Source organism: Pseudomonas sp. TE12508, assembly GCF_056279485.1.
In genome coordinates this window covers 168,581-193,549 of sequence record NZ_JBWCCN010000014.1, presented here as the reverse complement: position 1 = coordinate 193,549, position 24,969 = coordinate 168,581, and the positions used below count along the sequence as shown (strand labels likewise).

At 58.9% G+C, this 24,969-nt stretch carries 20 protein-coding genes; 7 read left to right on the top strand and 13 right to left on the bottom strand.

The features are described from left to right. Positions 1 to 79 precede the first annotated feature (79 nt). Positions 80 to 2,101, top strand: a complete 2,022-nt coding sequence (locus ACZ9IM_RS20170) for a sigma-54 interaction domain-containing protein (RefSeq protein WP_476224831.1) — start codon at positions 80 to 82, stop codon at positions 2,099 to 2,101. 210 nt (positions 2,102 to 2,311) lie between these two features. Here ACZ9IM_RS20170 and ACZ9IM_RS20165 read toward each other — a convergent pair whose 3' ends face one another. Beyond that, complete coding sequence (locus tag ACZ9IM_RS20165) at positions 2,312 to 3,361, bottom strand: LacI family DNA-binding transcriptional regulator (RefSeq protein ID WP_427623497.1); 1,050 nt, start codon at positions 3,359 to 3,361, stop codon at positions 2,312 to 2,314. A 180-nt stretch (positions 3,362 to 3,541) separates the two neighbouring features. Between ACZ9IM_RS20165 and ACZ9IM_RS20160 the strand changes: the two genes are divergently transcribed. From ACZ9IM_RS20160 to ACZ9IM_RS20145, 4 genes are read left to right on the top strand one after another with little or no spacing between them, the layout of a single operon-like run. Beyond that, a complete protein-coding gene (locus ACZ9IM_RS20160; protein ID WP_476224821.1) occupies positions 3,542 to 4,654 on the top strand; it encodes a fatty acid desaturase family protein in 1,113 nt (370 codons plus the stop codon). Positions 4,655 to 4,690: 36 nt separating this feature from the next. Next, positions 4,691 to 5,011, top strand: a complete 321-nt coding sequence (locus tag ACZ9IM_RS20155) for a MocE family 2Fe-2S type ferredoxin (RefSeq protein ID WP_007904516.1) — start codon at positions 4,691 to 4,693, stop codon at positions 5,009 to 5,011. Positions 5,012 to 5,029: 18 nt separating this feature from the next. After that, positions 5,030 to 6,271, top strand: a complete 1,242-nt coding sequence (locus tag ACZ9IM_RS20150; RefSeq protein WP_476224820.1) for an NAD(P)/FAD-dependent oxidoreductase — start codon at positions 5,030 to 5,032, stop codon at positions 6,269 to 6,271. 1 nt (position 6,272) lies between these two features. Beyond that, complete coding sequence (locus tag ACZ9IM_RS20145) at positions 6,273 to 7,121, top strand: sugar phosphate isomerase/epimerase family protein (RefSeq protein ID WP_476224819.1); 849 nt, start codon at positions 6,273 to 6,275, stop codon at positions 7,119 to 7,121. Between the two features lie 118 nt (positions 7,122 to 7,239). Here the strand turns inward: ACZ9IM_RS20145 and arsN2 are convergent, their stop codons facing one another. The 12 genes from arsN2 to ACZ9IM_RS20085 form a co-directional block, all read right to left on the bottom strand. Then, entirely contained in the window at positions 7,240 to 7,689 is a 450-nt protein-coding gene (gene arsN2 / locus ACZ9IM_RS20140; protein WP_116265249.1) for an arsenic resistance N-acetyltransferase ArsN2, read from the bottom strand. 130 nt (positions 7,690 to 7,819) lie between these two features. Further along, positions 7,820 to 8,302: a GNAT family N-acetyltransferase gene (locus ACZ9IM_RS20135; protein WP_427623501.1), complete on the bottom strand. Its 483-nt coding sequence runs from the start codon at positions 8,300 to 8,302 to the stop codon at positions 7,820 to 7,822. Between the two features lie 190 nt (positions 8,303 to 8,492). Next, positions 8,493 to 9,401, bottom strand: coding sequence for a MurR/RpiR family transcriptional regulator (locus tag ACZ9IM_RS20130; RefSeq protein WP_427623502.1), 909 nt, complete (start codon positions 9,399 to 9,401; stop codon positions 8,493 to 8,495). A 126-nt stretch (positions 9,402 to 9,527) separates the two neighbouring features. Beyond that, positions 9,528 to 10,292 carry an ABC transporter ATP-binding protein gene (locus tag ACZ9IM_RS20125; RefSeq protein WP_007904480.1) on the bottom strand — a complete coding sequence of 255 codons (765 nt, stop codon included), beginning with the start codon at positions 10,290 to 10,292 and terminating at the stop codon, positions 9,528 to 9,530. An 18-nt stretch (positions 10,293 to 10,310) separates the two neighbouring features. Further along, positions 10,311 to 11,423: a succinylglutamate desuccinylase/aspartoacylase family protein gene (locus tag ACZ9IM_RS20120; RefSeq protein ID WP_476224818.1), complete on the bottom strand. Its 1,113-nt coding sequence runs from the start codon at positions 11,421 to 11,423 to the stop codon at positions 10,311 to 10,313. A gap of 9 nt (positions 11,424 to 11,432) precedes the next feature. Further along, on the bottom strand, positions 11,433 to 12,131 hold the full coding sequence (locus ACZ9IM_RS20115; protein WP_476224817.1) for an ABC transporter permease: 699 nt from the start codon (positions 12,129 to 12,131) through the stop codon (positions 11,433 to 11,435). A gap of 12 nt (positions 12,132 to 12,143) precedes the next feature. Beyond that, positions 12,144 to 12,833 carry an ABC transporter permease gene (locus ACZ9IM_RS20110; protein WP_032830789.1) on the bottom strand — a complete coding sequence of 230 codons (690 nt, stop codon included), beginning with the start codon at positions 12,831 to 12,833 and terminating at the stop codon, positions 12,144 to 12,146. A gap of 105 nt (positions 12,834 to 12,938) precedes the next feature. Continuing rightward, positions 12,939 to 13,715, bottom strand: a complete 777-nt coding sequence (locus tag ACZ9IM_RS20105) for an ABC transporter substrate-binding protein (protein WP_063343350.1) — start codon at positions 13,713 to 13,715, stop codon at positions 12,939 to 12,941. Positions 13,716 to 14,094: 379 nt separating this feature from the next. Continuing rightward, complete coding sequence (locus ACZ9IM_RS20100; RefSeq protein ID WP_008011081.1) at positions 14,095 to 14,925, bottom strand: alpha/beta fold hydrolase; 831 nt, start codon at positions 14,923 to 14,925, stop codon at positions 14,095 to 14,097. A 247-nt stretch (positions 14,926 to 15,172) separates the two neighbouring features. Beyond that, entirely contained in the window at positions 15,173 to 16,141 is a 969-nt protein-coding gene (locus ACZ9IM_RS20095; protein WP_427623505.1) for an MBL fold metallo-hydrolase, read from the bottom strand. A 49-nt stretch (positions 16,142 to 16,190) separates the two neighbouring features. Continuing rightward, a complete protein-coding gene (locus tag ACZ9IM_RS20090; RefSeq protein ID WP_427623506.1) occupies positions 16,191 to 17,393 on the bottom strand; it encodes an NAD(P)/FAD-dependent oxidoreductase in 1,203 nt (400 codons plus the stop codon). A 243-nt stretch (positions 17,394 to 17,636) separates the two neighbouring features. Beyond that, positions 17,637 to 18,029 carry a response regulator transcription factor gene (locus ACZ9IM_RS20085; RefSeq protein ID WP_427623507.1) on the bottom strand — a complete coding sequence of 131 codons (393 nt, stop codon included), beginning with the start codon at positions 18,027 to 18,029 and terminating at the stop codon, positions 17,637 to 17,639. Between the two features lie 295 nt (positions 18,030 to 18,324). On the opposite strand from ACZ9IM_RS20085, the gene ACZ9IM_RS20080 reads away from it, so the two are divergent. Beyond that, on the top strand, positions 18,325 to 19,260 hold the full coding sequence (locus tag ACZ9IM_RS20080) for a LysR family transcriptional regulator (protein ID WP_218396514.1): 936 nt from the start codon (positions 18,325 to 18,327) through the stop codon (positions 19,258 to 19,260). Between the two features lie 226 nt (positions 19,261 to 19,486). After that, on the top strand, positions 19,487 to 24,958 hold the full coding sequence (locus ACZ9IM_RS20075) for a trifunctional serine/threonine-protein kinase/ATP-binding protein/sensor histidine kinase (protein ID WP_476224816.1): 5,472 nt from the start codon (positions 19,487 to 19,489) through the stop codon (positions 24,956 to 24,958). Positions 24,959 to 24,969: the final 11 nt, after the last annotated feature.

The following is a 24,969-nucleotide window of genomic DNA, read 5'->3' as shown; positions in this document are numbered from 1 at the left end:
ATTTTTTGAAAGATGTGTTCATTCGCATGACATGTCTACACTGACATGTCTAAAACGTGAACATAGAAGCGGATCGATGATGGTGAACCCACAGCTAACAACCTTCAGCGCGCAGGACCTCGATTACATCACCGCGCTCGGGCCTGCATCGTTGAACGAAGGACCGATCGCCGAGTTGGACCAGGCTTGGCTGGCTTGTTTGAACGGCCGCACCGATCGACCGGCCGGGGTCAGGCAGGTTATCTGGGACTCCTGGCTGCGCAGCGTCAGTGCCGGCCTCGATCCTGAGGATGGCGAATACCGGTTTGTCGCCCCAGCCGTGCTGGCCGCAACGCTGGCGGCCAATCGCGCCTTGATCGCAGCAGCGGCGGAGGTCATGAAGGGATTGTTGGCTTACAACCCCAGGGGCCATATCAATCTGACCGATGCCACAGGCACGACCCTGTATTTCTGCGGCCTGGACCTCACGCCTGTGGGCAGTCGGCTGCTGGAGTCGGTGCAGGGCACCAACTGCACCGGGCTGGCGATTGCCGAAGATCGCTTGGTGTATGTGCTGGCCGAGGAGAACTTCGGGATCGGCCTGCGTCGCCGGCGCATGCATTGTGCTGCCGCGCCGATCAGGGATGCGCAAGGCAGGACGCTGGCCATGCTGACCTTGACCGCCGAGCCGGGCTGGTTTCATTTCCATACGCTGGGCACCGTCCAGGCAGCGGCCGAAGCGGTCTCGCGGCAGATGGCGCTTCAAGCTCTGCTGGAAGAACAACAAACCGTCCTCGAAGTGCTCAACGAGGGTCTTGTGGTGCTGGATGAGCGGGGCTGCATCAAGGCGCTCAACCGCTATGCCCGCCAATTGTTCCGCGTGGGCCGGGATCTGCTGGGCAGCCCGTTCCAGCGTCTGGGCCAGAGCGAGCTGACCGATGAGATTTTGCTGCGCGGCGGGGAAGGGCAGCAGTATGAAGGGATAAGGGACCTGGATTGCACGTTTGAATTGCATGATCGCAGCCACTTGGCGTGCCTGGTCTCGGTGTGCCCACTGGAGCAAGGCGGGCGCATTGTTTCGTTGCGCGAGAACCGGCGCATCCGGGAAATTACCCGGCGGATCATCGGCACTCAAGCCAGCTACACCTTCGAGACCATTCAGGGCAGTTCGCGAGCCATACAGGACGCGTTGCACCTGGGGCGGATTGCCAGTCGCAGTGACTCGACCACGCTGATCCTGGGTGAAAGCGGTACTGGCAAGGAGCTGTTCGCCCAGGCGATCCATAACGCCAGCGAGCGTTGCAACGGTCCGTTTGTGGCCGTCAATTGCGGGGCCATTCCGCGAGATCTGGTGCAGAGCGAACTGTTTGGTCATGTCGAGGGTGCCTTCACCGGATCGGCCCGTGGAGGCTCTGCCGGGAAGTTCGAACTGGCCGATGGCGGAACGATCTTCCTCGACGAAATCGGTGACATGTCTTTCGATGCCCAGGTCAGCCTGCTGCGCGTCTTGCAAGAAGGCGAGGTGACTCGCGTGGGCGCGAAAAAATCGCAGCAGGTGGATGTACGCATCATCGCCGCCACCCACCGCAACCTGAGCCAGGCGGTTGCCGATGGCGCCTTCCGTGAGGATCTTTACTACCGGCTCAATGTGCTGAACCTGACGGTTCCGCCGCTGCGGATGCGTCGGGAAGATGTTCCATTGCTGGCGCGGCATTTTCTCAATCGTTGTGCCCGGTCGCTGCGCAAATCGGTGCAGGGCATCTCGCCAGAGGCGTTGGATATTCTTTCGGCCTATAGCTGGCCGGGTAATGTTCGTGAGTTGGAAAACACCATTGAACGTGCGACCAATCTGGCGGTGACCGAACTGATCCAGCCAGCTGATCTACCGCTTGAAATCAAGCAAAGGCTACGTCAGCCGGTGCCGGGAAGTGTGCCCGAACCCCTGGCTGCCCTGGACCTTGGCACCCATGAAATGAATGCGATCATCGCCGCCCTCAAGGATACCCGCGGCAACATCCGCCTGGCCGCGAGGCAGCTGAATGTTTCTCGCGGCGGGTTGTACAACAAGATGAATCGGTTCGGGCTGAGTGCCGATGCTTTCCGTTCGGAACCCGACTTCTGATGAGTAGGCTGAATGAAGAGCGACCTTGTGGCGAGGGAGCTTGCTCCCGCAGGGCTGCGCAGCGGCCCCAATAGGGCTGCCGCAGTTTTTCAGAAAGAACTCAGTGATCGGTTTTGGGGCCGCTACGCAGCCCTGCGGGAGCAAGCTCCCTCGCCACAGGTTTGGTGTGCCTGCGAAAGTGTGTGGATATTCTCGGTACCCCTCACAGGTTCAGCCTCGAGCGTTCTCTGAGGTCACGATCTGCAACGGAATATGGATTCGATGCCGTATCGGATCGAAGTCCGGCGTGGTCTGCAGCTCGACCAGCAAGTCGACCAGTGCTGCCGCCAGCAATCGCGGCTGAGAGTCGATCACCAGGCTGATCAATCCCTGATCCAGCGCTTGTCGCGACAGCTCGGTCGACTCTTGCAGAATGCAGCACAGCGACGGCTGCTTCGGTAGCTGCGACAGGGCATTGATGACCCCGTCGCCGCCACCGCCGACCACGCACAACCCCCGCAAGTCGTCATGCCGTGCCAGCAGGTCCAGCGTCGCCTCTTCGGTGATGTCGCAATTGTCCAGATTGATCACCGCTTCCAGCAGCCGCAACCCTGGGGCGCGCTCCGCCAGGTAGCTGCGCAGCCCCTCGACCCGCGCCTGATGGCCAAGAAAACGGTGGCCGCCGAGCAACACCCCGACGCTGCCTTTACGGGCGCCGCACGTGTGCGCCATCAGCCAACCCATGGTGCGTCCGACCTCGTGATTATCCTGGCCGACATAAGGCTCATCCGCCGCCTCATGAATGTCCGACAGCATCGCGATCACCGGCACGCCGGCCTCTCTGATCTGCGCGATGGCGGCATTGATCAGCGGATGCGCGAAGCTGACCACCGCCAGACCATCGCACTGCACCGCCAGTTGTTCGATCTGGGCAATGATCGCGCTGGGCGTGCGATCGAAGACGTACTCGAATTGAATGCTCAGGTTGGCCCCAGCCTGACGCTGCGCCGCCTCGGTGATGGCGGCGGCAACATTGCCATAGAACGCCTGGGCGGTACCGAGCAGCAGGATGCCGAAACGATAGGTGGGACGCCGTTCGCGGATCCGCTGGCCGATCAGCCTGGCAGCGAAATAACCGACGGCTTCGGCGGCCTGGAATACCTGCTCGGCGGTGTCCGGGTTGACCGGAGCCCTGGCGTTGAGCACCCGGTCGACGGTGGCGACACTCAAGCCAGCGTGTTCGGCAACGGTGGCGATGGTTGGGCGTTTAGTGTTGTTCATGGCAGGTCCCGCAAACGCTTTGATAGAAAACTATCAAGCTTCAATGGGCCTGGATGATAGCTTGATAGGGAATGTATTCAAGGGCTTGAGGGTGATTTCTGCGCTCTCTATATTTTCCCCAGCGATGTGATCCCGCGTCGAAAAGTGCCTAAAACAATCAAGCTTGCGGAGAACAATAAAATGCCTGAACAAAACGCAGCCTTTGAAAACCCCGGTAAACCCAAGCCTCGGGATTATCGATTGACCGGCCCCGAAGCCGCCCGAGCGGCGCAAAAAGGCCTGGTATCGGCAAGCTGGTACCAATCCCCCATTTCTCGTAAACGCATGAAGGAATTGATGCAGCGCCGCGATGGCCCGGCCTTGCTGGATACCGCAATCTGGCTATCGGCGATGGTCGTCACCGGGTTCGGCGGTTACTGGTTCTGGGGCTCCTGGGCCTGCGTTCCGTTCTTCTTCGTCTACGGGCTGCTTTACGGCACGGCGTCCAATGCCCGTTGGCACGAAGCGGGTCACGGTACGGCGTTCAAGACCCGCTGGATGAATGATGCGGTCTATCAGCTGTCGAGCTTCATGTTCATGTTCGAACCCCAAGTCTGGCGCTGGAGCCATGCACGGCACCACACCGACACCGTGATCGTCGGCCGCGATCCGGAGATCGTCGAACCACGTCCGCCAAGCCTGATCAATATGGTGCTGAGCCTGTTCAGAATGCCTTACGCGTTGAACACGATGTGGTCAGTCTGCAAGCACGCGGTAGGGCGGATGGGTGAAGAAGAACAGACGTTCATCCCCGAATCCGAGTGGCCCAAGGTGGTGAGGGACGCACGCGTCTGGCTAGCGATTTATGCGCTCACCGTGGGTACTGCGCTTTATCTGCAGAGCTGGTTGCCGCTGATGTTTATCGGCCTGCCGACCCTCTATGGCGGTTGGCTGTCCTACCTGTTTGGCCTGTCGCAGCATGTCGGCCTGGCTGAGGACGTACTCGATCATCGCAGCAACTGCCGCACGATTTATATGGGCCCGGTGCTGCGCTTCATGTACCTCAACATGAACTATCACCTTGAGCACCACATGTATCCGATGGTGCCGTTTCACGCGTTGGCACAGCTTCACGAGGAGATCCGCCGTGACTGCCCGCCGCCTTACACCAGCCTGTTCGAGGCCTTCAAGGAAATCCTCCCGACCATCTGGAAGCAGCGCAAAGACCCGACGTATTTCGTCTCTCGTCCTTTGCCACAACGCGCAGCGCCGGCCGCCAACGTCCAGGCAGAACCTGAAGTAACGCCGGCCTGACACCTTCCTGTCTGTACCACTACAAGAGAAAACGCCATGACCGATCAATGGATCGATGTATGTGCCGTGGACGATATCGACGATGAAGATGTCATTCGTTTCGACCATGGCCAGCACACCTATGCCGTCTACCGCTCCGCTAACAGCGAGTTTTTCGCCACCGCGGGCCTGTGCACCCACGAGTCCATCCACTTGGCTGATGGTTTGGTGATGGACCATGTCGTCGAGTGCCCCAAGCACAACGGGCGTTTCGACTACCGCTCCGGCAAAGCCCTTGGCGCACCGGTGTGCGTCAATCTCAAGACCTATGAAGTCCGGGTCGAGGCGGGGCGTGTGCTGCTCGCCATCACGGTTTAACTGCACGGAGTCTGTGCCATGAATCCTGCCAATGCTCCACTGGTCATCGTTGGCGCCGGGCATGCGGGTGGCCGTGCGGCCCTGACCCTGCGCGACGAAGGTTATAGCGGTCGCCTGATTCTGATAGGCGACGAGTCCCACACGCCCTATGAACGTCCGCCGCTGTCCAAGGGGCTGTTGCAGGGCACGGTCGATCTGGCGGGTTACAGTCTGTGCGATACCACTCAGCTCGCCGAACTGGGCATCGAACACCTGGCGGGTAACCCGGTGAAATGCCTGGATCCGCAGCAGCATCGTCTGCAACTGGCCGACGGCAGCTGGCTGCATTACGCCCGGCTGTTATTGGCGACGGGAGGGCGGTCGCGCAGACTCGCCTCGGTGCCCGAGCACCTGCTCAATGTGCTTTATCTGCGTACCCATGACGAGGCGCTGGCATTGCGCGCTTCGTTGCAACCTGACGCCCGGGTGGTGATCATCGGTGGCGGCTTCATCGGACTCGAAGTCGCCGCCACCGCCCGGGCCTTGGGTTGCACCGTGACCTTGCTCGAGGCCAGTCCGCGTTTGGCGGGTCGGGTGTTGCCGGAGCAACTGTCCAGCGTCCTGCTGGAACTGCATCGCAGTCGGGGCGTGGATGTCCGGCTGAATGTGGCGATTGAGGCGGTGCAGGGCACTACTCATGTTGAGTTCGTGCAACTGGTCGACGGCGAGTTGCTGCCCTGCGACCTGGTGGTGGTGGGCATCGGCATGCAACCCAACACCGAGCTGGCCGCGGCCGCAGGACTTGAGGTCGGCCAGGGCATTCGCGTCGATGCCCAACTGCGCTCCAGTGCGCCGGACATCTTTGCGGCGGGCGATGTCTGTGAGTTTCGTCTGCACCCGCAAGGCGTTTTCCAGCGTCAGGAAACCTGGCGCAACGCCGAGACCCAAGGTCGTCACGCCGCCCTGAATCTGTTGGGCGGCGAGTTGCCCTTCGAGGTCATTCCCGGTTTTTGGTCCGATCAATACGACTGGGGATTGCAGACCGTGGGCGTGATCGCAAACACAGAACCCGACGCGAGCCGGATAACACCGGGTGGCGGATTCCTGTTGTTCTACCTCGATGCCGAGCAACGTCTGCAAGGCGCTTGCGGCTGGGGGCAGGGGAATAGCGTCGCCAAGGACATCAAGCTGTGCGAACGGCTGATCGCTCACCATAACCCTCTCTCGGTGGACGCTCTGGCCGACGCCGATGTACCGCTCAAACAACTGCTGAGGAACTGACATGCGTGAATTCCTGGTCTTTCAGTCCCAGTGGGCCATGCAAGATCACCGCGGCCAATGCGACCTTTCCCTGGAAGCGCAAGTGGAGAAAATCGCCGCTGCCGGCTTCGACGGGATCACCGACCATTTTTGGGTCGCGCCACATGCCGCACGCCTGCATGCCGCCGCCAAGGCGCAGGGCCTGCAAATCGAAGGGCAGGTGTTCCCCCGCACCGTGGACGATCTGGCGGCAGCGATCGATGTCGCGGCCCGCTACGGCTGCCACCACCTCACGCTGCAAGCAGACGTGCGGCCGCGCACGTTGAAGCAAGCTATCGAACTGATCGAAGGCTGGCAGCGTCTGGCCGAGCAGGTGGACTTTCCCGTTCTGCTGGAAACCCACCGTTATCGCCTCACCAATGACCTGTTGTTCACCCTCGACATTCTCGAGGAAATGCCCGATCTCAAACTGTTGGCCGACCTGTCCCATTATGTCGTGGGCCGCGAACTGCCAGAGCCGGCCACCGCCGAGGACGACGAACAGATCCACACCATCCTGCGCCACAGTTGGGGTTTTCATGGGCGTGTCGCCAACGGCGAACAAGTCCAGGTGCCCCTGAGCTTCGCCCAGCATCGACCCTGGCTGGAGCGTTTCCTGGGTTGGTGGCGCTATGGGATCGAAGATTGGCTGGCCCGACCGAACACGCCCGCCAGCTTGTCATTCACCTGTGAACTCGGCCCACCGCCTTATGCCATTACGGGTGCCGACGGACGCGACATCACCGATCGCTGGGCGGAGGCGATGATGCTTAAGGATGTGATACGTGAAGTTTGGAATGACTGCCGGGCGGGGTCAAATGATGGGGGGTGATTTAATGCAGGAGTGGTCGTAGGGCGGGCAGCTATCGGCCCCTAAGCTGCCTGTCAGCATAGGCAGAAATCGGCCAGGAAAAGACACACGCTCTCTGATCCAAAATCGTATCGATGACTTACTCAGTACAAGAGGGAACGCTTAATGTTTTTCGTAAGTAGCTCGCCGACGCAGGACACAAATGCTTGAACTGGGCTGTTTGATTGATTGCGAAAGGCGCCTCCCCCCTATCAAGCAGTTCATAGCCGTTGGCTGCGAAAAATCCAGCGGCGCTTTGCGTCAGCAAGTGCAATCGGGTCACACCTTGGGAGGTAGCAAATCGTTCTAGCTCAGACAACACTGCTTTGCCCAGCCCCTCTCCACGACGCGCCTCGCAAACGACGATTGAACGAAGCAACATATCTGGACCAGAACCCTCGAGTCCTCCATAAGCTACCCATTTGCCATCCATTTCGAAACGGTAAAACTGTCGCCCGGGCTCGCTTACATCATCGTAAGGCAATGATGCTTGACTCAAAGACTCTCGAAGCTGATTCAAACCGCTCACATCTATTTTAATCATCTGCATGATCAGCCCTTTTATAATGTTCAAGCACTCAATGCTAGCAGGTGAATCGCCCCGTATTTCCTGACACCGTTGAATGTCTTCTCATGGCCCAGAGTGTGTAAAAACGTACGTCGAGGTGCATCACATCCAGCTAGCAAGCTGGGCCAACCGGCGGAACGCTCTGACGAACATAATAATTGTCGAATTCACTGCTTTCGACGAATTGGAAGCCATGGCGGGTATAAAAGCGATTCGAAGCGCTTTCTTTGAGAGCACCAACTTTAATAGGGAGCGCAGCCGCATCCGCCTCTTTGAAAATCTGTGTGAGAACTGCAGAGCCTATCCCTGATCCTTGCGCGCTCGGTCTCACATACAAGTGGTCGAGCAAGAGTTCATTGTGGTGATGCTTGACCACTACAAAACCAACCCTCTCTCCAGATACCTCAATGTAGTGTGTGTTGTGGGCTTCAAAACCGCCAAGAAACCGCTCTCGCGCACGCACTGGATCAAATCGCCCAACACGCTCCAGACTTTCGCGCATAGCCTCAATTCGAATGGCTACAAGATTATCCAAGTCGCTTTGTTGAGCCAGGACCAAAACGACTGGGGAATTTTGATTGGGTGTGACGGGCATATTTTGCGCTCTAACTACCATCCAGGGATGGCCAGTATAGAGAGCCTGATATGTGGTTCCACTATCACTGCTTGATGGAATTTGCCGTCAAGCTATCTACGGAACCCGAGGCGATTCAGCATGTGGGTAGCGAAGAAAACATCTCCAGACCACTCCCGCACAGGTCTATCAGGTAAAAACCAGAACGGAATCACTTTTTCGGTGGTTTACCGCTGGCAGGGATGTGCAGGTACGACATCACGCTTTCAGTCAGTTCGGTTGCCAGTTTGACCGCTTCTTTATTGCGCGCCATCACGCCGGCGACCAAGCCTTCGATCAAGGCCAGCACGGCGATGTTGGAACTGGTCAGCACCGGGTGATCGCAAGGCGCAAACAGCGTGTGCTCGGCAATGCCGGTGAGCGGCGAGGCGGGTGAGTCGGTAATGGCCAGCACCGATGCGCCACGTTCATTGGCGAAGCGTGCCAGTTGCAGGGTGTCGAGGGAGTAGCGCGGCAGGGAGATCGCCAGCAATACGTCCTGGTCGGTGATTGCGGCCAGACGGTAAGCGGCGTTTTCGTTGCCGCCTTCCATGCTGATTGCCGTGGCGTCCGCACAAAAGGGCATCAGGGTCGAGGCGGCAAGACCGGCGAAGTAAACACTGTTGCCGAACCCCAGAATGTAGATTTTGCGTGCCGTGGTCAGGCGAGTGACGAAAGCTTCAAAGGTGTCGGCGTGGTTGTTGCTCGCCGCAGTGGCCAGGTTGCTGCTGGCGCTCTGGAGTTGTTCATGCAGGCCAAACGCGCCACCGGGGCGATGGGCAAGTTCGTTGCGCAGTTTGTCGACCGGCGACACCATCTGCTGCAACGTGGTGACCAGCTCGGCCTTCATGCCGCTGTAGCCACCGAGGTCCAGTGCTTTGGCCAGGCGGTTGACGGCGGCGGGTGAGGTCAATGTTTCGTGAGCCATCTCCTCGATGGTCAGTGTCGCGGCCTTGAGCGGGTGACGCAGGATAAAGTCCGCCACCTTGCGCAGTGACGGCGGCAGTTCGGAAACGATTTCCGTCAGTTTGCGCATGACCGGCGCGGCATAGACAGTGGTGTCTTTCGATGGGGTTGGCATATCCAGCTCAACATTTCCTGAAGGTGAACGAAGGGCTGTGCCTGATGCCCTGACAAGGTTGGCTGGAGTGTATCCCAAGCCTGCCTTGTCAGGGCAGCGCCGAGCCGTGGAGGGTGGGCGGCGGTCTTACTTCAAACTCCCGGACAGAAACTGCTGGAGGCGTTCGGACTGCGGGTTGACCAGCACCTCACTCGGGTCGCCACGCTCTTCGACAACGCCCTTGTGCAGGAACACCAGTTGGTTCGACACCTCGCGGGCAAAGCCCATTTCGTGAGTCACCACCACCATGGTGCGGCCTTCCTGCGCCAGATCCTGCATGACTTTAAGCACTTCACCGACCAGTTCGGGGTCGAGCGCCGACGTCGGCTCATCAAACAGCATCACTTGCGGTTCCATCGCCAGTGCGCGGGCAATGGCCACGCGCTGCTGCTCGCCACCGGACATATGCGCCGGCCAGGCGTTCATGCGGTGGGCTACACCGACTTTATCAAGGTAGTGCTCGGCCTTTTCCCGTGCCTCTTTTTTGCCCAGGCCCTGCACATGCACCGGGGCTTCCATGACGTTTTCCAGAGCGCTCATGTGTGACCAGAGGTTGAAGTGTTGAAACACCATCGATAGCTGTGAACGCATGCGTTGCAACTGCTTGGGTTCGGCCGCCTTCAGCCCGCCAAGCTTGTTGGCTACCAGCTTGAGCGGTTCGCCATTGAGTACGATATTGCCCGCATTGGGTTGCTCCAGCAGATTGATGCAGCGCAGGAACGTACTTTTGCCAGAGCCGCTGGAACCGATGATGCTGATCACGTCACCGGCCTGTGCTTGCAGGGACACGCCCTTGAGCACCTGATGCGCGCCGTAGCTTTTATGCAGGTCTTGAACTTCGAGTTTGTACATGGTTTTAACTCTCTGGAATCAGTCGCTGAGCAAGCGACCCTGGCGAATGGGGGTAGAACCGGCAACTTTGGCCAGCCACAATCCAGGCTGGGCATAGCGCAGCCGTTCGCGGGCATAGAGAATCCCGTCGGTGCTGGCGCTCACCACGCTATGGCGGTCGGTCAGCGGGTCGATGACCTCGAAGAGCGGATCGCCAACCTTGACCTGCGCGCCCAGCGGTTGCAGAAAACTCACCACACCCGGATGGGGCGCACAGGCGTACTGCGCGCCGGCGAATGGCATGGCCTGGCAATGGCTCGGCGGTGCCGCTGGCCAGTCACCGCTGATCAGGCCTTGTTCGGCGAGATACCCGAGAATGGCTTGTGCACTGTCGACGCATTGCCCGCGCTCGGTGTCTGCCATGCCACGCAATTCGATGGTGGTGGCCATGCACGCCAGGGGAATATTGGCTTCAGGAAACCGCTCAGCCAGGCGTAACCATGCAATTGCGCAGGCTTCGTCGAAGGCACTGCCGCCCGCATCTTCGGCCAACAACGTGACCCCGGCGCCGAGGCGAGCGGCCAGTGACTGCAAGCGTGGCCAGTGTTGCGGCATCGCATACAACAACATGATCGATTCGAAATCGCAGTGCAGGTCCAGCACCACATCGGCGTCACAGGCATGTTGCAGCAACAAGCGACGCAGGCCGTCGAGTTCCGAGGTCGGTGCTGGCATGGCGGCGAGGGCATCGCCCATGGCGCGGCGGATGAGTGCGACGTTGGCGTCGGCATCGTCTCCCAATTGGCCTTCCAACAGGGGTGCGACGGCATCGACCAACTCCGGGAACTCGCGATTGAAGTTCTTGCCGCTGGAGAACTCAAAGCGCCCCTGATGGGTGGCCTGGAACATCTGGGCGATACCGATCGGATTGGCCATTGGCACCAACTCGATCACCCCGGTCAGGCGGCCTTGTGTTTCCAGTTCCAGAAGACGGCGCTTGAGCTCGACGGCGACGCGCATCCCCGGCAACTCGTCGGCATGCAATGACGCCTGGATGTACGCTTTGCGTGCTCCACTGCCAAAACGAAACAGCGTCAGCGTGCGTTCGGTGCCCGATGCACTCCACGGCAAGCGGTATTGAATGTGCTCCATAACAGCTCCTTAGTACTTGCGCGGTGCCAGATACGCCAGCCAATGGCGCTCGGCCAACTTGAACAGGCGCACCAGAATGAAGGTCAGGGCGAGGTAGATGAGGCCGGCGGTGATAAACGCCTCGAACGGTAGATAGAACCGTGAGCTGACAGTCCGCGCGGCTCCGGTGATGTCGACGAGGGTGACGATGGAGGCCAGGCTGGTGGTTTGCAGCATCATCAGCACTTCGTTGCTGTACTGCGGCAATGCCCGGCGCAAGGCCGACGGCATGAGAATGCGGCGATACAGGGTCAGGCGTGACATGCCCATGGCCTTGGCGGCTTCGATCTCGCCATGGGGGGTGGATTTCAAACTGCCGGCCAGCAACTCGGCGCTATAGGCACTGGTGTTGATCGCGAAGGCCAGACAGGCGCAAAAGGTGGCGCTGGAGAGGTAAGGCCAGAGCACGCTTTGGCGCACGGCTTCGAACTGCGCCAGGCCGTAATAGATCAGGAACAGTTGCACCAGCATCGGCGTGCCGCGAATCACGTAGGTATAGAGCCAGGCCGGGAAGTTGATCAGCGGTGATCGCGACACCCGCATCAGCGCCAGTGGAATTGCCAATACCAAACCCAGGGCCAGGGAAATGAACAGGACTTTGAGGGTCAACAAGGTGCCATTGAAGTACAGCGGCAGGTTTTCCCAGATCAGGTTGTAGTCGAGAATCATGGGCGGCTCCCCTCACAATTCGGCGGCTTTGATGCCGACCGAGTAGTGTTTTTCCAGATAGCGCAGCACCAGCAAGGACAGGCTGGTGAGCATCAGATACAGCGCCGCTACCGCGAGGAAAAACGTGAATGGCTCGTGTGTGGCATCCGCTGCGTTCTTGGCTTTGAACATCATGTCCTGCAAGCCGATCACCGAGATCAGCGCGGTGGATTTGGTCAGTACCAACCAATTGTTGGTGAACCCGGGAATGGCGAAACGAATCATCTGCGGTACCAGAATTCGCCAGAACACCTGCGCACCGCCCATGCCATAGGCCACGCCGGCCTCGGCCTGACCTTTGGGGATCGCCATGAAGGCGCCGCGAAAGGTTTCCGAGAGGTAGGCACCAAAAATGAAGCCCATGGTGCAGACGCCGGCGATAAAGGGGTTGATGTCGATATAGCGGGTGTAACCGAGCGCCAGGGCAATGCGGTTCACCAGATCCTGGCCACCGTAGAAAATCAGCAGGATCAGCACCAGGTCTGGAATACCGCGAATCAGGGTGGTGTAACTTTCCCCGAGCACGGCCAGCCATTTGAGTGGTGACAATCGGAATGCCGCGCCGATCAGCCCCAGGGCAATTGCCAGGGACATGGACGTCAAGGCCAGGTTTATGGTCAGCCAGGCGCCATCGAGAATGCTCGATCCGTAGCCGTGGAGCATCATGAAGTTCCTCAAGCAAGCGCCGCGAGGCGCGCAAGACAAGCCCCGACAGACGCCTGCGATGGGCCGTCGCCGGGTCAGGGGTCAGGGGGGCAGGGGTAAGGCTTACTCGCCGTAGATATCGAACGCGAAGTACTTGGCCATCACTTGCTGGTACTTGCCATTGGCGCGAATGGCGTCAATCGCAGCACTCAGGCGCGCAACGTTGGCACTGTCGCCTTTGCGCACGGCAATCCCGGCACCCCGGCCAAAATACTTCGGATCGTTGATGTCGGGTCCTGTCAGTGCGAAGCCCTGGCCAGCCGGTGTCTTGATGAAGCTCTCATCGGTGTTGACGATGTCGGCGAGGGTGGCGTCCAGACGACCCGAGGCGAGATCGAGGAAGGCTTCATTTTGTGAGGAATAGCGCACCACGACGACGCCGGCTTTTTCCAGTTGCTCGGTGGCAAAACGATCGTAAGTCGAGGAGCGCTGCACGCCGATTTTCTTACCCTTGAGGTCCACCAAAGGGTCATTGATCAGGTTACCGGCCTTCATCGCGAACTTGCCCGGTGTGTGGTAGTACTTTTTGCTGAAATCCACGGACTTCATCCGGTCTTCCGTGATCGACATCGACGACAGCACGGCATCGATCTTGCGCACTTTGAGCGACGGGATCATGCCGTCGAACTCCTGAATGACCCACTCGCATTTGACCTTCATTTCTTCGCACAAGGCGTTGCCGATGTCGTAATCGAATCCGCTGACGTTGCCCTCTGGTGTCTTGAAGGAGAAGGGAGGGTAGGCGGCTTCGATACCGATACGCAGGCTGTCTTCGTCGGCATGTGCCAGGAAGCTGAAAGCGCATAGCGCCAGAGCACCTAGAAGTTCTGTCTTGTTCATATTGTTGACTCCTTGGAGGGCATTTGGGGGTACGGGTGCCCGCCATCCGGGTTGGCGCGGCGGATCAGTCCTGTGATCGGCGAGACTATAAATGACACAATAAAAATCAATGCGCAATGCTTGTGAAAATATTCATATCAGTTCGTGGCGTGGCAAAGCGCAACAGTGCCCGGTTGGCGCAGGCACTGGTGACCGGTTGTGCGGGGGATCACAAAGATTGTTTCGGGGGGGCGAATGACCGTTTTTTGCTGTGGATTCAACTGGTCGATGCAACAGATTGGCTAAATCTTTCAGCGGGTGTTTCGTCGTTCAGGGTTTTCCAGCACCAACCATTTCAGACGCCGCGACGGCGATCAGATCGCCGTCACGAGGTTAGTGCTCAACCGCGAATGAACGCCAACAAATCGGCGTTGATCTGATCCGCGTTGGTCGTCGGCATACCGTGGGGAAAGCCCGGGTACGTCTTGAGCGTGGAATGCTTCAATAGTTTGGCCGAAAGCGGTGCAGAGTCGGCAATCGGCACAATCTGATCATCCTCTCCATGCATGACCAGTGTGGGCACCTGAATCGCCTTCAGGTCTTCGGTGAAGTCGGTCTCGGAAAACGCTTTGATGCAGTCGTAATGAGCTTTTGCACCGCCCATCATGCCTTGCCGCCACCAGTTGTCGATTACGCCTTGTGAAACCTTCGCCCCGGGTCGATTGAAACCGTAGAACGGTCCCGATGGTACGTCCAGGTAAAACTGCGCGCGGCTGGCGGCCAGTGCCGAACGGAACCCGTCGAACACTTCCAGAGGTAAACCGCCGGGGTTCTTCTCTGACTTAACCATGATGGGGGGAACCGCGCTGATCAGTACGGCCTTGGCAACGCGTCCCGGTTTTGCTCGAGCGGCGTAGCGCGCTACTTCACCACCACCGGTCGAATGGCCGACATGGATCGCACCTTTAAGGTCGAGCGCATCGGTCAGCTCGATGACATCGGCGGTGTAGGTGTCCATTTCGTTGCCCACCCAGGTTTGGGTCGAGCGCCCGTGACCGCGGCGGTCGTGCGCGATCACCCGATAGCCTTTGAGCAAGAAAAACATCATCTGGTTGTCCCAGTCGTCCGCGCTCAATGGCCAGCCGTGGTGAAACACGATGGGCGTCGCGTCTTTCGGACCCCAATCCTTGAAGAAAATCTCGGTGCCGTCTTTGGTCGTAATAGAGTTCATAGCGCGCATCTCCTTGTGATCTGGTTTGTGTTGGGTTGTAGAGGGCTTGTCAGCGGCCTGCGTCAACCCGGAAAAACTGGAAAGCGGAACCAACAAACTGGCGGCCACTACTGCTGAACTTGTCAATATGGCCCGACGCTGGAGATCTATCTCCCGATTGGAGTCTTTCATTGGCGGTCTCTCGATCATGTGTTGTTGCTCAGGGAGATTCGTGCCTCCGTGAACGCAGGCGCAACCCGACAAGCGATCAGTAGTCCCAGAAACCCGCGACCCAACGAAAGGCGTCACCGTCCACTGCCACCCGGCCAACGGAGGGGAAGGGCAGGTGAGTCGCCACGAACAGCTCACCGCTAGCCGCCGCCTCTTGCAACAGGCGGACACGAACGCGAACCGACTCCTCAGGATCATGTTCAAAGCCGTTATGCCAGTCGGGGTGTTCGAAGGCGACCGGGAACAGGGCGTCGCCCGCGAAGGTCAACCGCTCGCCGCCGGATGTCACGTAGACCACGCTGTGCCCTGGGGTGTGGCCACCGGTGAGCTTGACGACCACGCCTGGTGCCACCTCATACTCATCCTCGAACGTGCGCACCTTGCTGCGGTATTCGTTAATGAACTGATTGGCCGTTGCCCGCAGCACGTCCGGCACCGGCGACGGCATGGCGGTGAGGGAGAAATCGGGCGACTCCCAGAACGCGACCTCGGTGGCTGAAACGTGGATGCGCAGATCCGGACGCAGTTGGCTCTTCACCTCATCGACCAGCAGCCCGCCAATATGGTCCATGTGCATATGGGTAATCACCACGTCGGTCACGGACGAAAGATCGATACCGGCGGCCTTCAGTCGTTTGGGGAACTGCCCGGCCCGCGGAAAGCCGGGGAACTGCCCGCCCAGTCCCGCGTCGACGAGGATGAGCTTGTCGCCGCTGCGCACCACCAGTACGTTCAGCGCCCAATCGAACGCGTCCGGCCCCAGGAACATGTCCTTGAACCAGGCCGCGCGGGCGGCCGGGTCGGCATTGGTGGACATCGTCTCGGTCGGCAGAGGCAGCACTCCATCACTGACCACCAGCACGTCAATCTCGCCGATCCGCAGCGCATAGCGCGAAGGAACCAGCTCCTCGGACCCCGTGTTGTGCAAGCTCATGTTTGACTCCTGCTGAGCGTTCCTTTTCTGTGTTCCATCCTTTTGGGAGGGTTGGTTCAACTGCATTGTCATGGTCCTTCTCCTATTGCTTGGGTCACGTCGGGTTCAGGTGGAGGGGGCTTCAAGCCACAGGAATCATCGGGTCGGCAGCTGCCAGGGCGGCGGCCCGATCAGCTACCGGCGGGTAGATCCACTGGGTGTTGATCTGCGTCTTGAGCTCCTTGGCCGTTTCCTTGACCAACTTGAGCTGACGATCCCAGCCTTCAGTAAACACCGCGCCCCAGGCGCCCAGATCGAGGCAGGTCACGTACTTGGGCTGACGGTAGGGGGTGGGCGCGACACCGAGCAGGTCCGCAGCGACGTTATTGCCGGCGTGACGGCCTAGAGAAATCGCGTGCTGGCAAGACATTGCGGCGAAGTTGCCGAGGTCGTCGGTGGCGGCATAGGCGACGTCTCCAGCGGCGTAGACATGCTCCTGGCCGAGCACCTTCAGGTTCTCATCGACGTGCAGGCGCCCCTGGACATCGCGCACGCTGGAAATCTGTTCGGTCAGCGGACTGGCGCGGAAGCCGACGGTCCAGATCACTGTTTGGCTCTCGATGCGGCGACCATCGGCGAGGGTAACGCCGTTGGCGTCCACTGCGGTCACGCTGGCGTTGACCACCCATTCAATGCCCAGGTATTCGGACGCCTCGATGATTGATGGACGAATTCCCTCACCCATGGTTGCGCCGATCTGAGGCGCACGGTCGATGATGATCACGCGGATGTCCTGATCGTTACCGAGCAAGGACCGCAGGCGCGCCGGCATCTCGGTGCCGGTCTCGATACCGGTGAAACCGCCACCGGCGACCACCACCGTGTTGCGGGCAACGCTGGAGGGACGGTTCTTGAGGGATTTGAGGTGGTTCTCCAGGCGCACCGCGGCTTCGATCTGATCAACGTCGAAGGCATGGGCGTCAAGGCCTGGCACCGTCGGACGGGCTAACTGGCTGCCAGCGGCAAGCACCAGGCGATCATAGGTCAATGTGCTCCACCGGCCAGCCTCATCGCGATAGCCAACAGTCCTTCCGAGGTCATCAATGTGCTCGGCGGTGCCTTTGATGAAACGCACACCTACCGAGTCGAACAAGCCATCCAGTGGAGCGAACATTTTGTGCACGTCGCTTTCGTAGAAGCGGGGACGGATGCGCAATTGCGCCTGGGGTGCCAGCAGCGTGATTTCCACGTCGCTACGACTGTGCTTATCCAGTAGGCGGGCGGCGCTCAATGCACTCCACACACCACCGAACCCCGCACCAATAACCAGAATATGCTGTTTCATTAGTTGTTCCTCAAAAAGGTTTTCAATGTTCTTGAAGTTGTTCTTCAAGTTTGGTGGAGCGATACATAGGCGCCGAAGTTCCAGGTATCTATGTTGAATGCAGCAGGTCGCCCGCTGTGGATTTATGTTATGGCTGGATTATTTTTGGCGCACTTCTACATCGGTTCAGAAAAACTATACGTCAGGGGTATGGGTATATACGAAGGTTTGTATTGGATGCTAAAGAGAACTTTCAGAGCGCTCTCAGTTCTGCTGGAGGAGGGCTGTTTCGATGTAGTTCAGAAGCTTATTGGCGTCACAAGGTTTAGGCAGACAGGCAATCAGCGCAGGCGTATTGGTGCCAAGGGGGGGGAGGGCTTCAGGGTAAGCCGTGATGAATATAGTGGGAATGTGAAAGCCCATCGCGACGAGCTGCTTGTGAAGCTCCAAACCGCTCATTCCCGGCATCTGGATATCGGAAATGAGGCAATGTGTTTGAGCGGGGCCGTTCGTGTTGAGAAACTCCAGAGCGCTGCAATAAGTTTGAACTTTGTAACCGCTGGATCGCAGCAAGCTTTCAAGCGCTGTCCGGACCGAGTCATCATCATCGACGATGGCGATAATCATTGAGTTGCGTATTGGTGTGTCTTGCTTCATTTGGGACCCTCGTGACAGCTTTGGCCGTTATTACAACATACGCCGACTTATAAAGTGTTGAAGTATACCAATGTATAATCTGCTAAGACCAAAGTGTGGGGGAACTTGGAAGTTCGATGAAATCACCCAAGTTGGTCTTGTACTACTGGGTCGCGATTGCGGGCATACCCACGTACAAGGCTGCGCAACCAAGGGATACATCGGTTGAACCTAGATACAAGTGACGGCTTGCTGTTGGGCTGCATAAGCTTGAACTCCCTTACTCATGCGGCCTTGTGCCTGGGCGGTGAACGTGATGAACAGAAATGATCTGCGGCGTGCCGACATCAATCTGTTGATTGTCTTCGAAACAGTGATGTGCGAGCGCAACGTTACCCGGGCCGCAGAGAAACTTTTCCTGTGCCAGGCCACTATCAGCAGCGCCCTCGGGCGACTGCGTTCGATGTTCAATGATCCGCTGTTCATCCGCACTGGCAGGGTGATGGAGCCGACTGCGCGCGCAGAAGAAATTCATGCGCGGCTGACGCCAGCATTGGATGGCATCGCTGTCGCCTTGAGTTGTGCCCAGGCGTTCGACCCACTCACCAGTGACGAGACCTTTCATATCGGACTCTCTGACGATGTCGAGTACGCGCTGCTTCCACGTTTGATCAAGCACCTGCGAGATGAGGCGCCAAACATCACGCTGGTAGTGCGTAGAGTGGACCATCGGCAACTACCCCAATTGCTGACCTCGGGAGAGATTTCCGTGGGTATCAGCTTCGCCCAGGAGTTGCCGGCCAGTGCCCATTGCAAAAGCCTGCGAGCGATGCAGCCAATGCTATTGCGCGCCGATTCGGACCCTGGCGCCCTGGAGCTGGATGACTTTTGCAGACGGCCTCATGTGGTTGTCTCGTCGATGGGAAATGTCATCGACGATGCCGACCATGCCCTGAGTCTGGTCGGTCGGCAGCGCAGGGTAGTCCTGGCTGTTCCGCAGTTCAGTGCCTTGCCCGCTTTGCTCGCCGGCAGCGACATGATTGCGATCGTACCGGACTACGTCGCCCGGGCCATGGCGCGAATGGAAGGGATGCGCGCCGACTTTGCGCCGTTGGCGCTACCGGCGCCGGACTTGTCCATGGCCTGGCGCGGCGCAGCCCACAACGACCCTCGGGAACGCTGGTTGCGTTCGTGCTTCTGTCGCTATCTCGGTCAACATCAAGAGCAGCCCGTGCCTCTGGCCGTAGCGTGACTTGAGGCTACGTTGTTCCGTGAAGCGTCCCCCCGTTAGCTTTATCACTGGCATTGATCTTTGTGCTGCCGGTGGGCTGGGTCAAATCCAGGTTCTAATGGTGCTGGAAGCTGTTGTAGGCTATTGCGGCGGCATCGGCATGTGCGGCGCGACACTGGATACCGCGTGACGGCAATGTGCGGCAGTCAAGAACCTACTTATTGTTCCCGCTCCGACGGATAACAGCATGCAAATACTATGGAACGATGGCGAGCGTACCTTCTGTCGAGAGTTACGCTCGGGTGTGGAAGGCAACCGCAATGTTCTGGTTGCACGACCTGCTGCTGAACAACCGCTTCCGGCTTGTCTTGGCCGTTTCGTCCACGAGTTTGGCCTGAAGGACGAACTGGATGGCTCTTGGGCTGTGCGTCCGCTTGAGATGGTGCGAGAAAGTGGGCAGATGTATCTGCTGCTGGAGGATACGGGTGGCACGCCGCTTGTGCAGCTGCTGGTTGCCCCCATGGAAACGCCAACTTTTCTGCGTCTTGCCATTAGCATCGCGCAGGCATTGGGAAAGCTCCACCAGCGCGGACTCGTCCATAAAGATATCAAGCCCTCTCATATTTTGGTGAACTGCTCCGACGGTCAGGCCCGGCTTACAGGGTTCGGCCTCGCCTCGTGGCTACCGCGTGAGCGACAGGCGCCTGAGACTATCGCCGGCACGCTCGCCTATATGGCACCTGAGCAGACCGGCAGGATGAATCGCTCGATCGATTTGCGCAGCGACCTCTATTCCTTCGGCGTCACGCTTTACCAGATGCTCACGGGTTCGCTGCCGTTTACGGCATCTGACCCGATAGAGTGGGTGCACTGCCATATCGCCAAACAACCGCAGCCACCGAGCGTGCGGGTCGAAACCGTCCCCGATGTGCTTTCCCGGATTGTCATGAAGCTGCTCGCCAAGACTGCTGAGGAGCGCTACCAGACGGCTGCGAGTGTTGAACACGATCTGCGGCAATGCCTGGCAGACTGGGAGTCCTTGCGCCACATCAATGCCTTTGCGTTGGGTGAGCAAGGGACATCCGATCGGCTGATGATTCCCGAGAAACTCTACGGGCGCGAGCATGAGGTGAGTACCTTGATCGCCGCGTTCGATCGGATCATCGCCAGCAGCGCGCCGGAACTGATGTTGGTCACCGGCTATTCCGGTATTGGCAAATCCTCTGTGGTCAATGAGCTGCACAAAGCGCTGGTCCCACCGCGAGGACTCTTCGCAGCTGGCAAGTTCGATCAATACCGGCGCGATATTCCCTATTCGACGCTGGTGCAGGCCTTTCAAAGCCTGGTGCGCACGCTGCTAGGCAAGAACGACACTGAGCTGGCGCAATGGCGTGACGCATTACAGAACGCACTGGATGCCAACGCGGGGCTCATGACCGACCTCATTCCCGAACTGAAGCTCATCATTGGTGAGCCGCCACCGGTGCAGACACTTGAGCCTCAACAGGCCCAACGCCGTTTCCTCCTGGTGTTCCGGCGCTTTATCGGTGTATTTGCCCGGGCGGAGCATCCGCTTGCCCTGTTCCTGGACGATCTGCAGTGGATCGACGCGGCAACGCTCGACCTGCTGGAGGATCTGTTGACCAGCTCGGATGTGCGGCATCTGATGCTGGTAGGTGCCTACCGCAGCAATGAGGTGAATGTCACGCACTCACTAACGGGCAAACTTCAGGCCATTCGGAACGCGGGGGGCAGGGTAGATGAAATCACGCTGGCGCCGCTCGCGAAGGGACACATTGAGCAGTTGATTGCGGATGCGCTTCACGACGAGCTTGCGCACATCGAGCCCCTGGCGCAGTTGGTGCTGGACAAAACCGCCGGCAACCCGTTCTTCGTGATCCAGTTTCTGCAAACGCTCGCTGACGAACAGCTGCTGACTTTCGATCATCAAGCAAGGCAGTGGTGCTGGAGTCCGGAGCGCATCCATGCCAAGGGCTACACCGACAACATCGTGGACCTGATGGTCGGCAAGCTGACCCGCTTGCCGGCTGAAACGCAACTGGCATTACAGCAGCTTGCCTGTCTGGGGAACGTTGCCGGGACCACGACGCTTTCGACCGTTCTGGACATCCCCCAGGCACAGATCCGCACGGTATTGTGGGAAGCCGTACGCCAGGAGTTGGTTCAGCGGCTGGAAGGCGCTTATGGCTTTGTTCATGACCGTATTCATGAAGCGGCCTATTCACTGATCCCCAAGGGGGCTCGCGCCGAGGCTCATCTGCGAATAGGCCGGCTGCTCGCAGCGCAGACGCCCTTGCAAGGGCGGGAGGAGGCGATCTTTGACATCGTCGGCCAGCTCAACAGCGGCGCAGTGCTGCTCACCGATCAGGCCGAGCGGGAGCAATTGGCAGAGCTCAACCTGATGGCCGGCCAGCGTGCCAAGGCGTCAACGGCCTATGCTTCGGCGCTCAACTATCTCACCACGGGCGCGCAGCTGTTGGACGACAGCTGTTGGACGCGTCTCCATGGGTTGATGTTCGCGCTGGAGTTGAACCGGGCCGAATGCGAGCTGCTGACCGGGCAGTTATCGGTCGCGGACAAGCGCCTGGCGGCGCTGTCGGATCGCGCCACGACTACGATCGAACGAGCCAATGTCGTGTGCCTGCAAATGGATGTCTACCTGCTCATGGATCGCAGCGATGGCGCGGTCGCTGTCTGTCTCGCCTATCTGCGGCATGTGGGCATCGAGTGGTCGGCCCATCCGAGCGACGATGAAGTGCGTCAGGAGTACGACCATATCTGGTCGTTACTGGGCGATCGGCAAATCGAGGAACTGATCGATTTGCCGCTGATGGAGGATGCGGGCTCCCTCATGACCGTCAGCGCTCTGAGCAAGCTCTTCCCGCCTGCCTTGCAGACGGATGCAAACCTGACGGACCTGTTGATCTGCAAGGCGATCAGCCTGAGCCTCGAAGGGGGCAACTGCGATGCTTCATGTGTGCATTACGCCAATGCATTCAGAGTCGCCGGACGGCGTTTCGGCGACTACCAGGCGGGATTTCGATTCGGCCAACTCGGCTGCGAACTCGTTGAGCAACGAGGCCTGAAGCGATTTGAAGCCAGTACCTATCTTTGTTTCTCGAATTTTTCCGTGCGCTGGATGAAGCCTGTAGGGCAATGCCGCGACCTGCTGCACCGCTCATTTGCTGCGGCGAACCGGATCGGTGACTTGCCATATGGTGCTTATGCGGGCAATAGCCTCACCTCCGACGCTCTCTTCGCCGGCGAGCCATTGTCCGAGGTACAGGACGAAGCCGAACGTGGCTTGGCTTACGCCAGGAAAGTGCGGTTCGGGCTGGTTACCGATTTCATTGGCACACAACTGGCGCTGATCCGGATGCTCCGGGGTTCGACGCCAATATTCGGTTGTTTTGATGATGGACAGTTTGACGAGCCAGGCACCGAAGCCCACCTGTCCAGCAATCCGGACCTGGCATTGGCCGAGTGCTGGTACTGGGTTCGCAAATTACAGGCCTGCTACATGGCCGACGACCCCAAGGCGGCCATGCAAGCCGCCGCAAAGGCACAGCAGTTGCTATGGGCGTCATATTTGTTCTTCGAGGAAGCTGAGTTTTACTTCTATGACGCGCTGGCTCGTGCCCGATGGTGCGACAGTGTCCCGGTGGACGAGCGTGCACAGCACTTGATCGCAATGGCGACGGATCACCGGCAACTCCAGATCTGGGCTCAACAGTGCCCAGAGAATTTCGCGAGCCGGGCCGCGCTGGTCGACGCCGAGATCGCCCGCGTCGAAGGACGCTTGATCGAGGCCGAGTTGCTTTACGAACAAGCCGTCCATTCGGCGCAGAAGAGCGGCTTTGTCCATATCGAAGCACTTGCCAACGAACTGGCGTCTCGCTTCTACGCGGCTCGCGGTCTTGGGAAAGTAGCCCGCGTTTACTTGCAAGACGCCCGCTACGGCTACCTGCGTTGGGGCGCTGATGGTAAGGTGCGGCAGCTTGAGGCGCGGTATCCGTTGCTGAGGACCGAAGAGCAAACGCTCGGCCCGACAACTACGATGGCTGCACCGGTCGAACACCTCGATCTGGCCACCGTGATAAAGGTCTCGCAGGCCGTGTCGGGAGAGATCGTCCTGGAAAAACTCATCGACATGATCATGCGCACAGCCATCGAACAGGCCGGTGCCGAACGAGGCGTGTTGATTCTGTCGGACACGGGTGAGCACCGCATAGCAGCGCAAGTGACCACTGGCAGCCATTCGATGCAGTTGCGCGATGAGCCGATGACTTCGGCACTGCTGCCGGAGTCACTGCTCTACCATGTCCTGCGCACGGGTGAGAGTGTTTTTCTTGATGATGCCCTGACCGAGGCCCCATTTGCCGAAGACCCCTATATACGTCGGCACCACGTCCGATCGGTTCTCTGCCTGCCGTTGATGAACCAGGCCAAACTGACCGGTGCGCTCTACCTCGAAAACAATCTGACCGCCCGTGTGTTCAGCCCATCCCGGATTGCCGTGTTGAAACTGGTGGCCTCACAGGCTGCTATTTCGCTGGAAAATGCCCGTTTGTACCGCGAGGTTGCCGAGCGCGAAGGGAAGATTCGACGTCTGGTAGACGCCAACATCATCGGGATCCTCGTCTGGAACGCCGACGGTGACATCGTCGAGGCCAATGATGCGTTTCTTCGCATGCTGGGATACGAGCGAGAGGATCTTGTCTCGGGCTGTCTGCGCTGGAGAGATCTGACAACACCGGAATTTCGTGAAGTCAGCGAGCACTTTCTGGCACAAGCCGTGCGGACCGGCTATGCCCAACCCCACGAGAAGGAATATTTCAGAAAGGATGGTAGCCGCCTGCCGGTGATTGTCGGTTTGGCGATGTTCGAAGCCAGCAGCAAGGAAGGGGTCGCTTTCGTGCTGGATCTGACCGAGCGCAAACAGGCGGAAGAAAAAATCCGCGAAAGCGAACGACGCTATCGCGAGGTGCAAACGGAATTGGCCCACGCGAACCGTGTCGCGACCATGGGGCAGCTTGTCGCCTCGATTGCTCATGAAGTCAATCAACCGATTGCAGCGGCCATCCTCAATGCCAACGCCGCGCTGCGCTGGCTGAACGTCCAGCCGCCGGAGATCGAAGAGGTCCACAAAGTACTTGGCAGTCTGATCATGGATGCCAATCGGGCAGCCGATGTATTGGGTCGAATTCGTCGGCATATCCGCAAGGCACCACCGCAAAAGGGCGCGGTGGACATCAACGCGGCGATTCGCGAAATGATCGAGTTCACCCGTGGCCAGATCATGAAAAGTGGGACCTTGATTCGGACTCAACTCAAAGACGGTTTGCCATTTATCGAAGGCGACCGCGTTGAACTGCAACAGGTGCTGCTCAACTTGATCATGAATGCGCTCGAGGCCATGAATGGTGTGAGCGAGGGTGAACGCCAATTGCACATCAGCGCTCTGTTAAATGACGCCGGTTGTGTGCTCGTCAGTGTGAGCGATTCGGGGCCAGGGTTTGCCTCGGAAAACACCGAGCAGATTTTCGCATCTTTCTACACCACCAAGCCCACCGGATTGGGGATGGGGTTATCAATCTGCCGTTCGATCATCGAGGCACATGGCGGCCATTTGTGGGCAAGCGTCAACCGCCCCCGCGGTGCTACCGTTCAATTCACCCTTCCTGTCGAGCATGGTTGAATCTACTGCAG

What these genes read in the sequence shown, in the direction of transcription:
- ACZ9IM_RS20145 (WP_476224819.1), top strand. Translation starts at nt 6,273, where the DNA reads ATGCGTGAATTCCTGGTCTTTCAGTCCCAGTGGGCCATGCAAGATCAC.
- arsN2 (WP_116265249.1), bottom strand. Translation starts at nt 7,689, where the DNA reads ATGCAGATGATTAAAATAGATGTGAGCGGTTTGAATCAGCTTCGAGAG.
- ACZ9IM_RS20170 (WP_476224831.1), top strand. Translation starts at nt 80, where the DNA reads ATGGTGAACCCACAGCTAACAACCTTCAGCGCGCAGGACCTCGATTAC.
- ACZ9IM_RS20110 (WP_032830789.1), bottom strand. Translation starts at nt 12,833, where the DNA reads ATGCTCCACGGCTACGGATCGAGCATTCTCGATGGCGCCTGGCTGACC.
- ACZ9IM_RS20080 (WP_218396514.1), top strand. Translation starts at nt 18,325, where the DNA reads ATGAACAGAAATGATCTGCGGCGTGCCGACATCAATCTGTTGATTGTC.
- ACZ9IM_RS20085 (WP_427623507.1), bottom strand. Translation starts at nt 18,029, where the DNA reads ATGAAGCAAGACACACCAATACGCAACTCAATGATTATCGCCATCGTC.
- ACZ9IM_RS20125 (WP_007904480.1), bottom strand. Translation starts at nt 10,292, where the DNA reads ATGTACAAACTCGAAGTTCAAGACCTGCATAAAAGCTACGGCGCGCAT.
- ACZ9IM_RS20115 (WP_476224817.1), bottom strand. Translation starts at nt 12,131, where the DNA reads ATGATTCTCGACTACAACCTGATCTGGGAAAACCTGCCGCTGTACTTC.
- ACZ9IM_RS20120 (WP_476224818.1), bottom strand. Translation starts at nt 11,423, where the DNA reads ATGGAGCACATTCAATACCGCTTGCCGTGGAGTGCATCGGGCACCGAA.
- ACZ9IM_RS20155 (WP_007904516.1), top strand. Translation starts at nt 4,691, where the DNA reads ATGACCGATCAATGGATCGATGTATGTGCCGTGGACGATATCGACGAT.
- ACZ9IM_RS20100 (WP_008011081.1), bottom strand. Translation starts at nt 14,925, where the DNA reads ATGAACTCTATTACGACCAAAGACGGCACCGAGATTTTCTTCAAGGAT.
- ACZ9IM_RS20075 (WP_476224816.1), top strand. Translation starts at nt 19,487, where the DNA reads ATGCAAATACTATGGAACGATGGCGAGCGTACCTTCTGTCGAGAGTTA.
- ACZ9IM_RS20095 (WP_427623505.1), bottom strand. Translation starts at nt 16,141, where the DNA reads ATGACAATGCAGTTGAACCAACCCTCCCAAAAGGATGGAACACAGAAA.
- ACZ9IM_RS20150 (WP_476224820.1), top strand. Translation starts at nt 5,030, where the DNA reads ATGAATCCTGCCAATGCTCCACTGGTCATCGTTGGCGCCGGGCATGCG.
- ACZ9IM_RS20135 (WP_427623501.1), bottom strand. Translation starts at nt 8,302, where the DNA reads ATGCCCGTCACACCCAATCAAAATTCCCCAGTCGTTTTGGTCCTGGCT.
- ACZ9IM_RS20090 (WP_427623506.1), bottom strand. Translation starts at nt 17,393, where the DNA reads ATGAAACAGCATATTCTGGTTATTGGTGCGGGGTTCGGTGGTGTGTGG.
- ACZ9IM_RS20130 (WP_427623502.1), bottom strand. Translation starts at nt 9,401, where the DNA reads ATGCCAACCCCATCGAAAGACACCACTGTCTATGCCGCGCCGGTCATG.
- ACZ9IM_RS20160 (WP_476224821.1), top strand. Translation starts at nt 3,542, where the DNA reads ATGCCTGAACAAAACGCAGCCTTTGAAAACCCCGGTAAACCCAAGCCT.
- ACZ9IM_RS20165 (WP_427623497.1), bottom strand. Translation starts at nt 3,361, where the DNA reads ATGAACAACACTAAACGCCCAACCATCGCCACCGTTGCCGAACACGCT.
- ACZ9IM_RS20105 (WP_063343350.1), bottom strand. Translation starts at nt 13,715, where the DNA reads ATGAACAAGACAGAACTTCTAGGTGCTCTGGCGCTATGCGCTTTCAGC.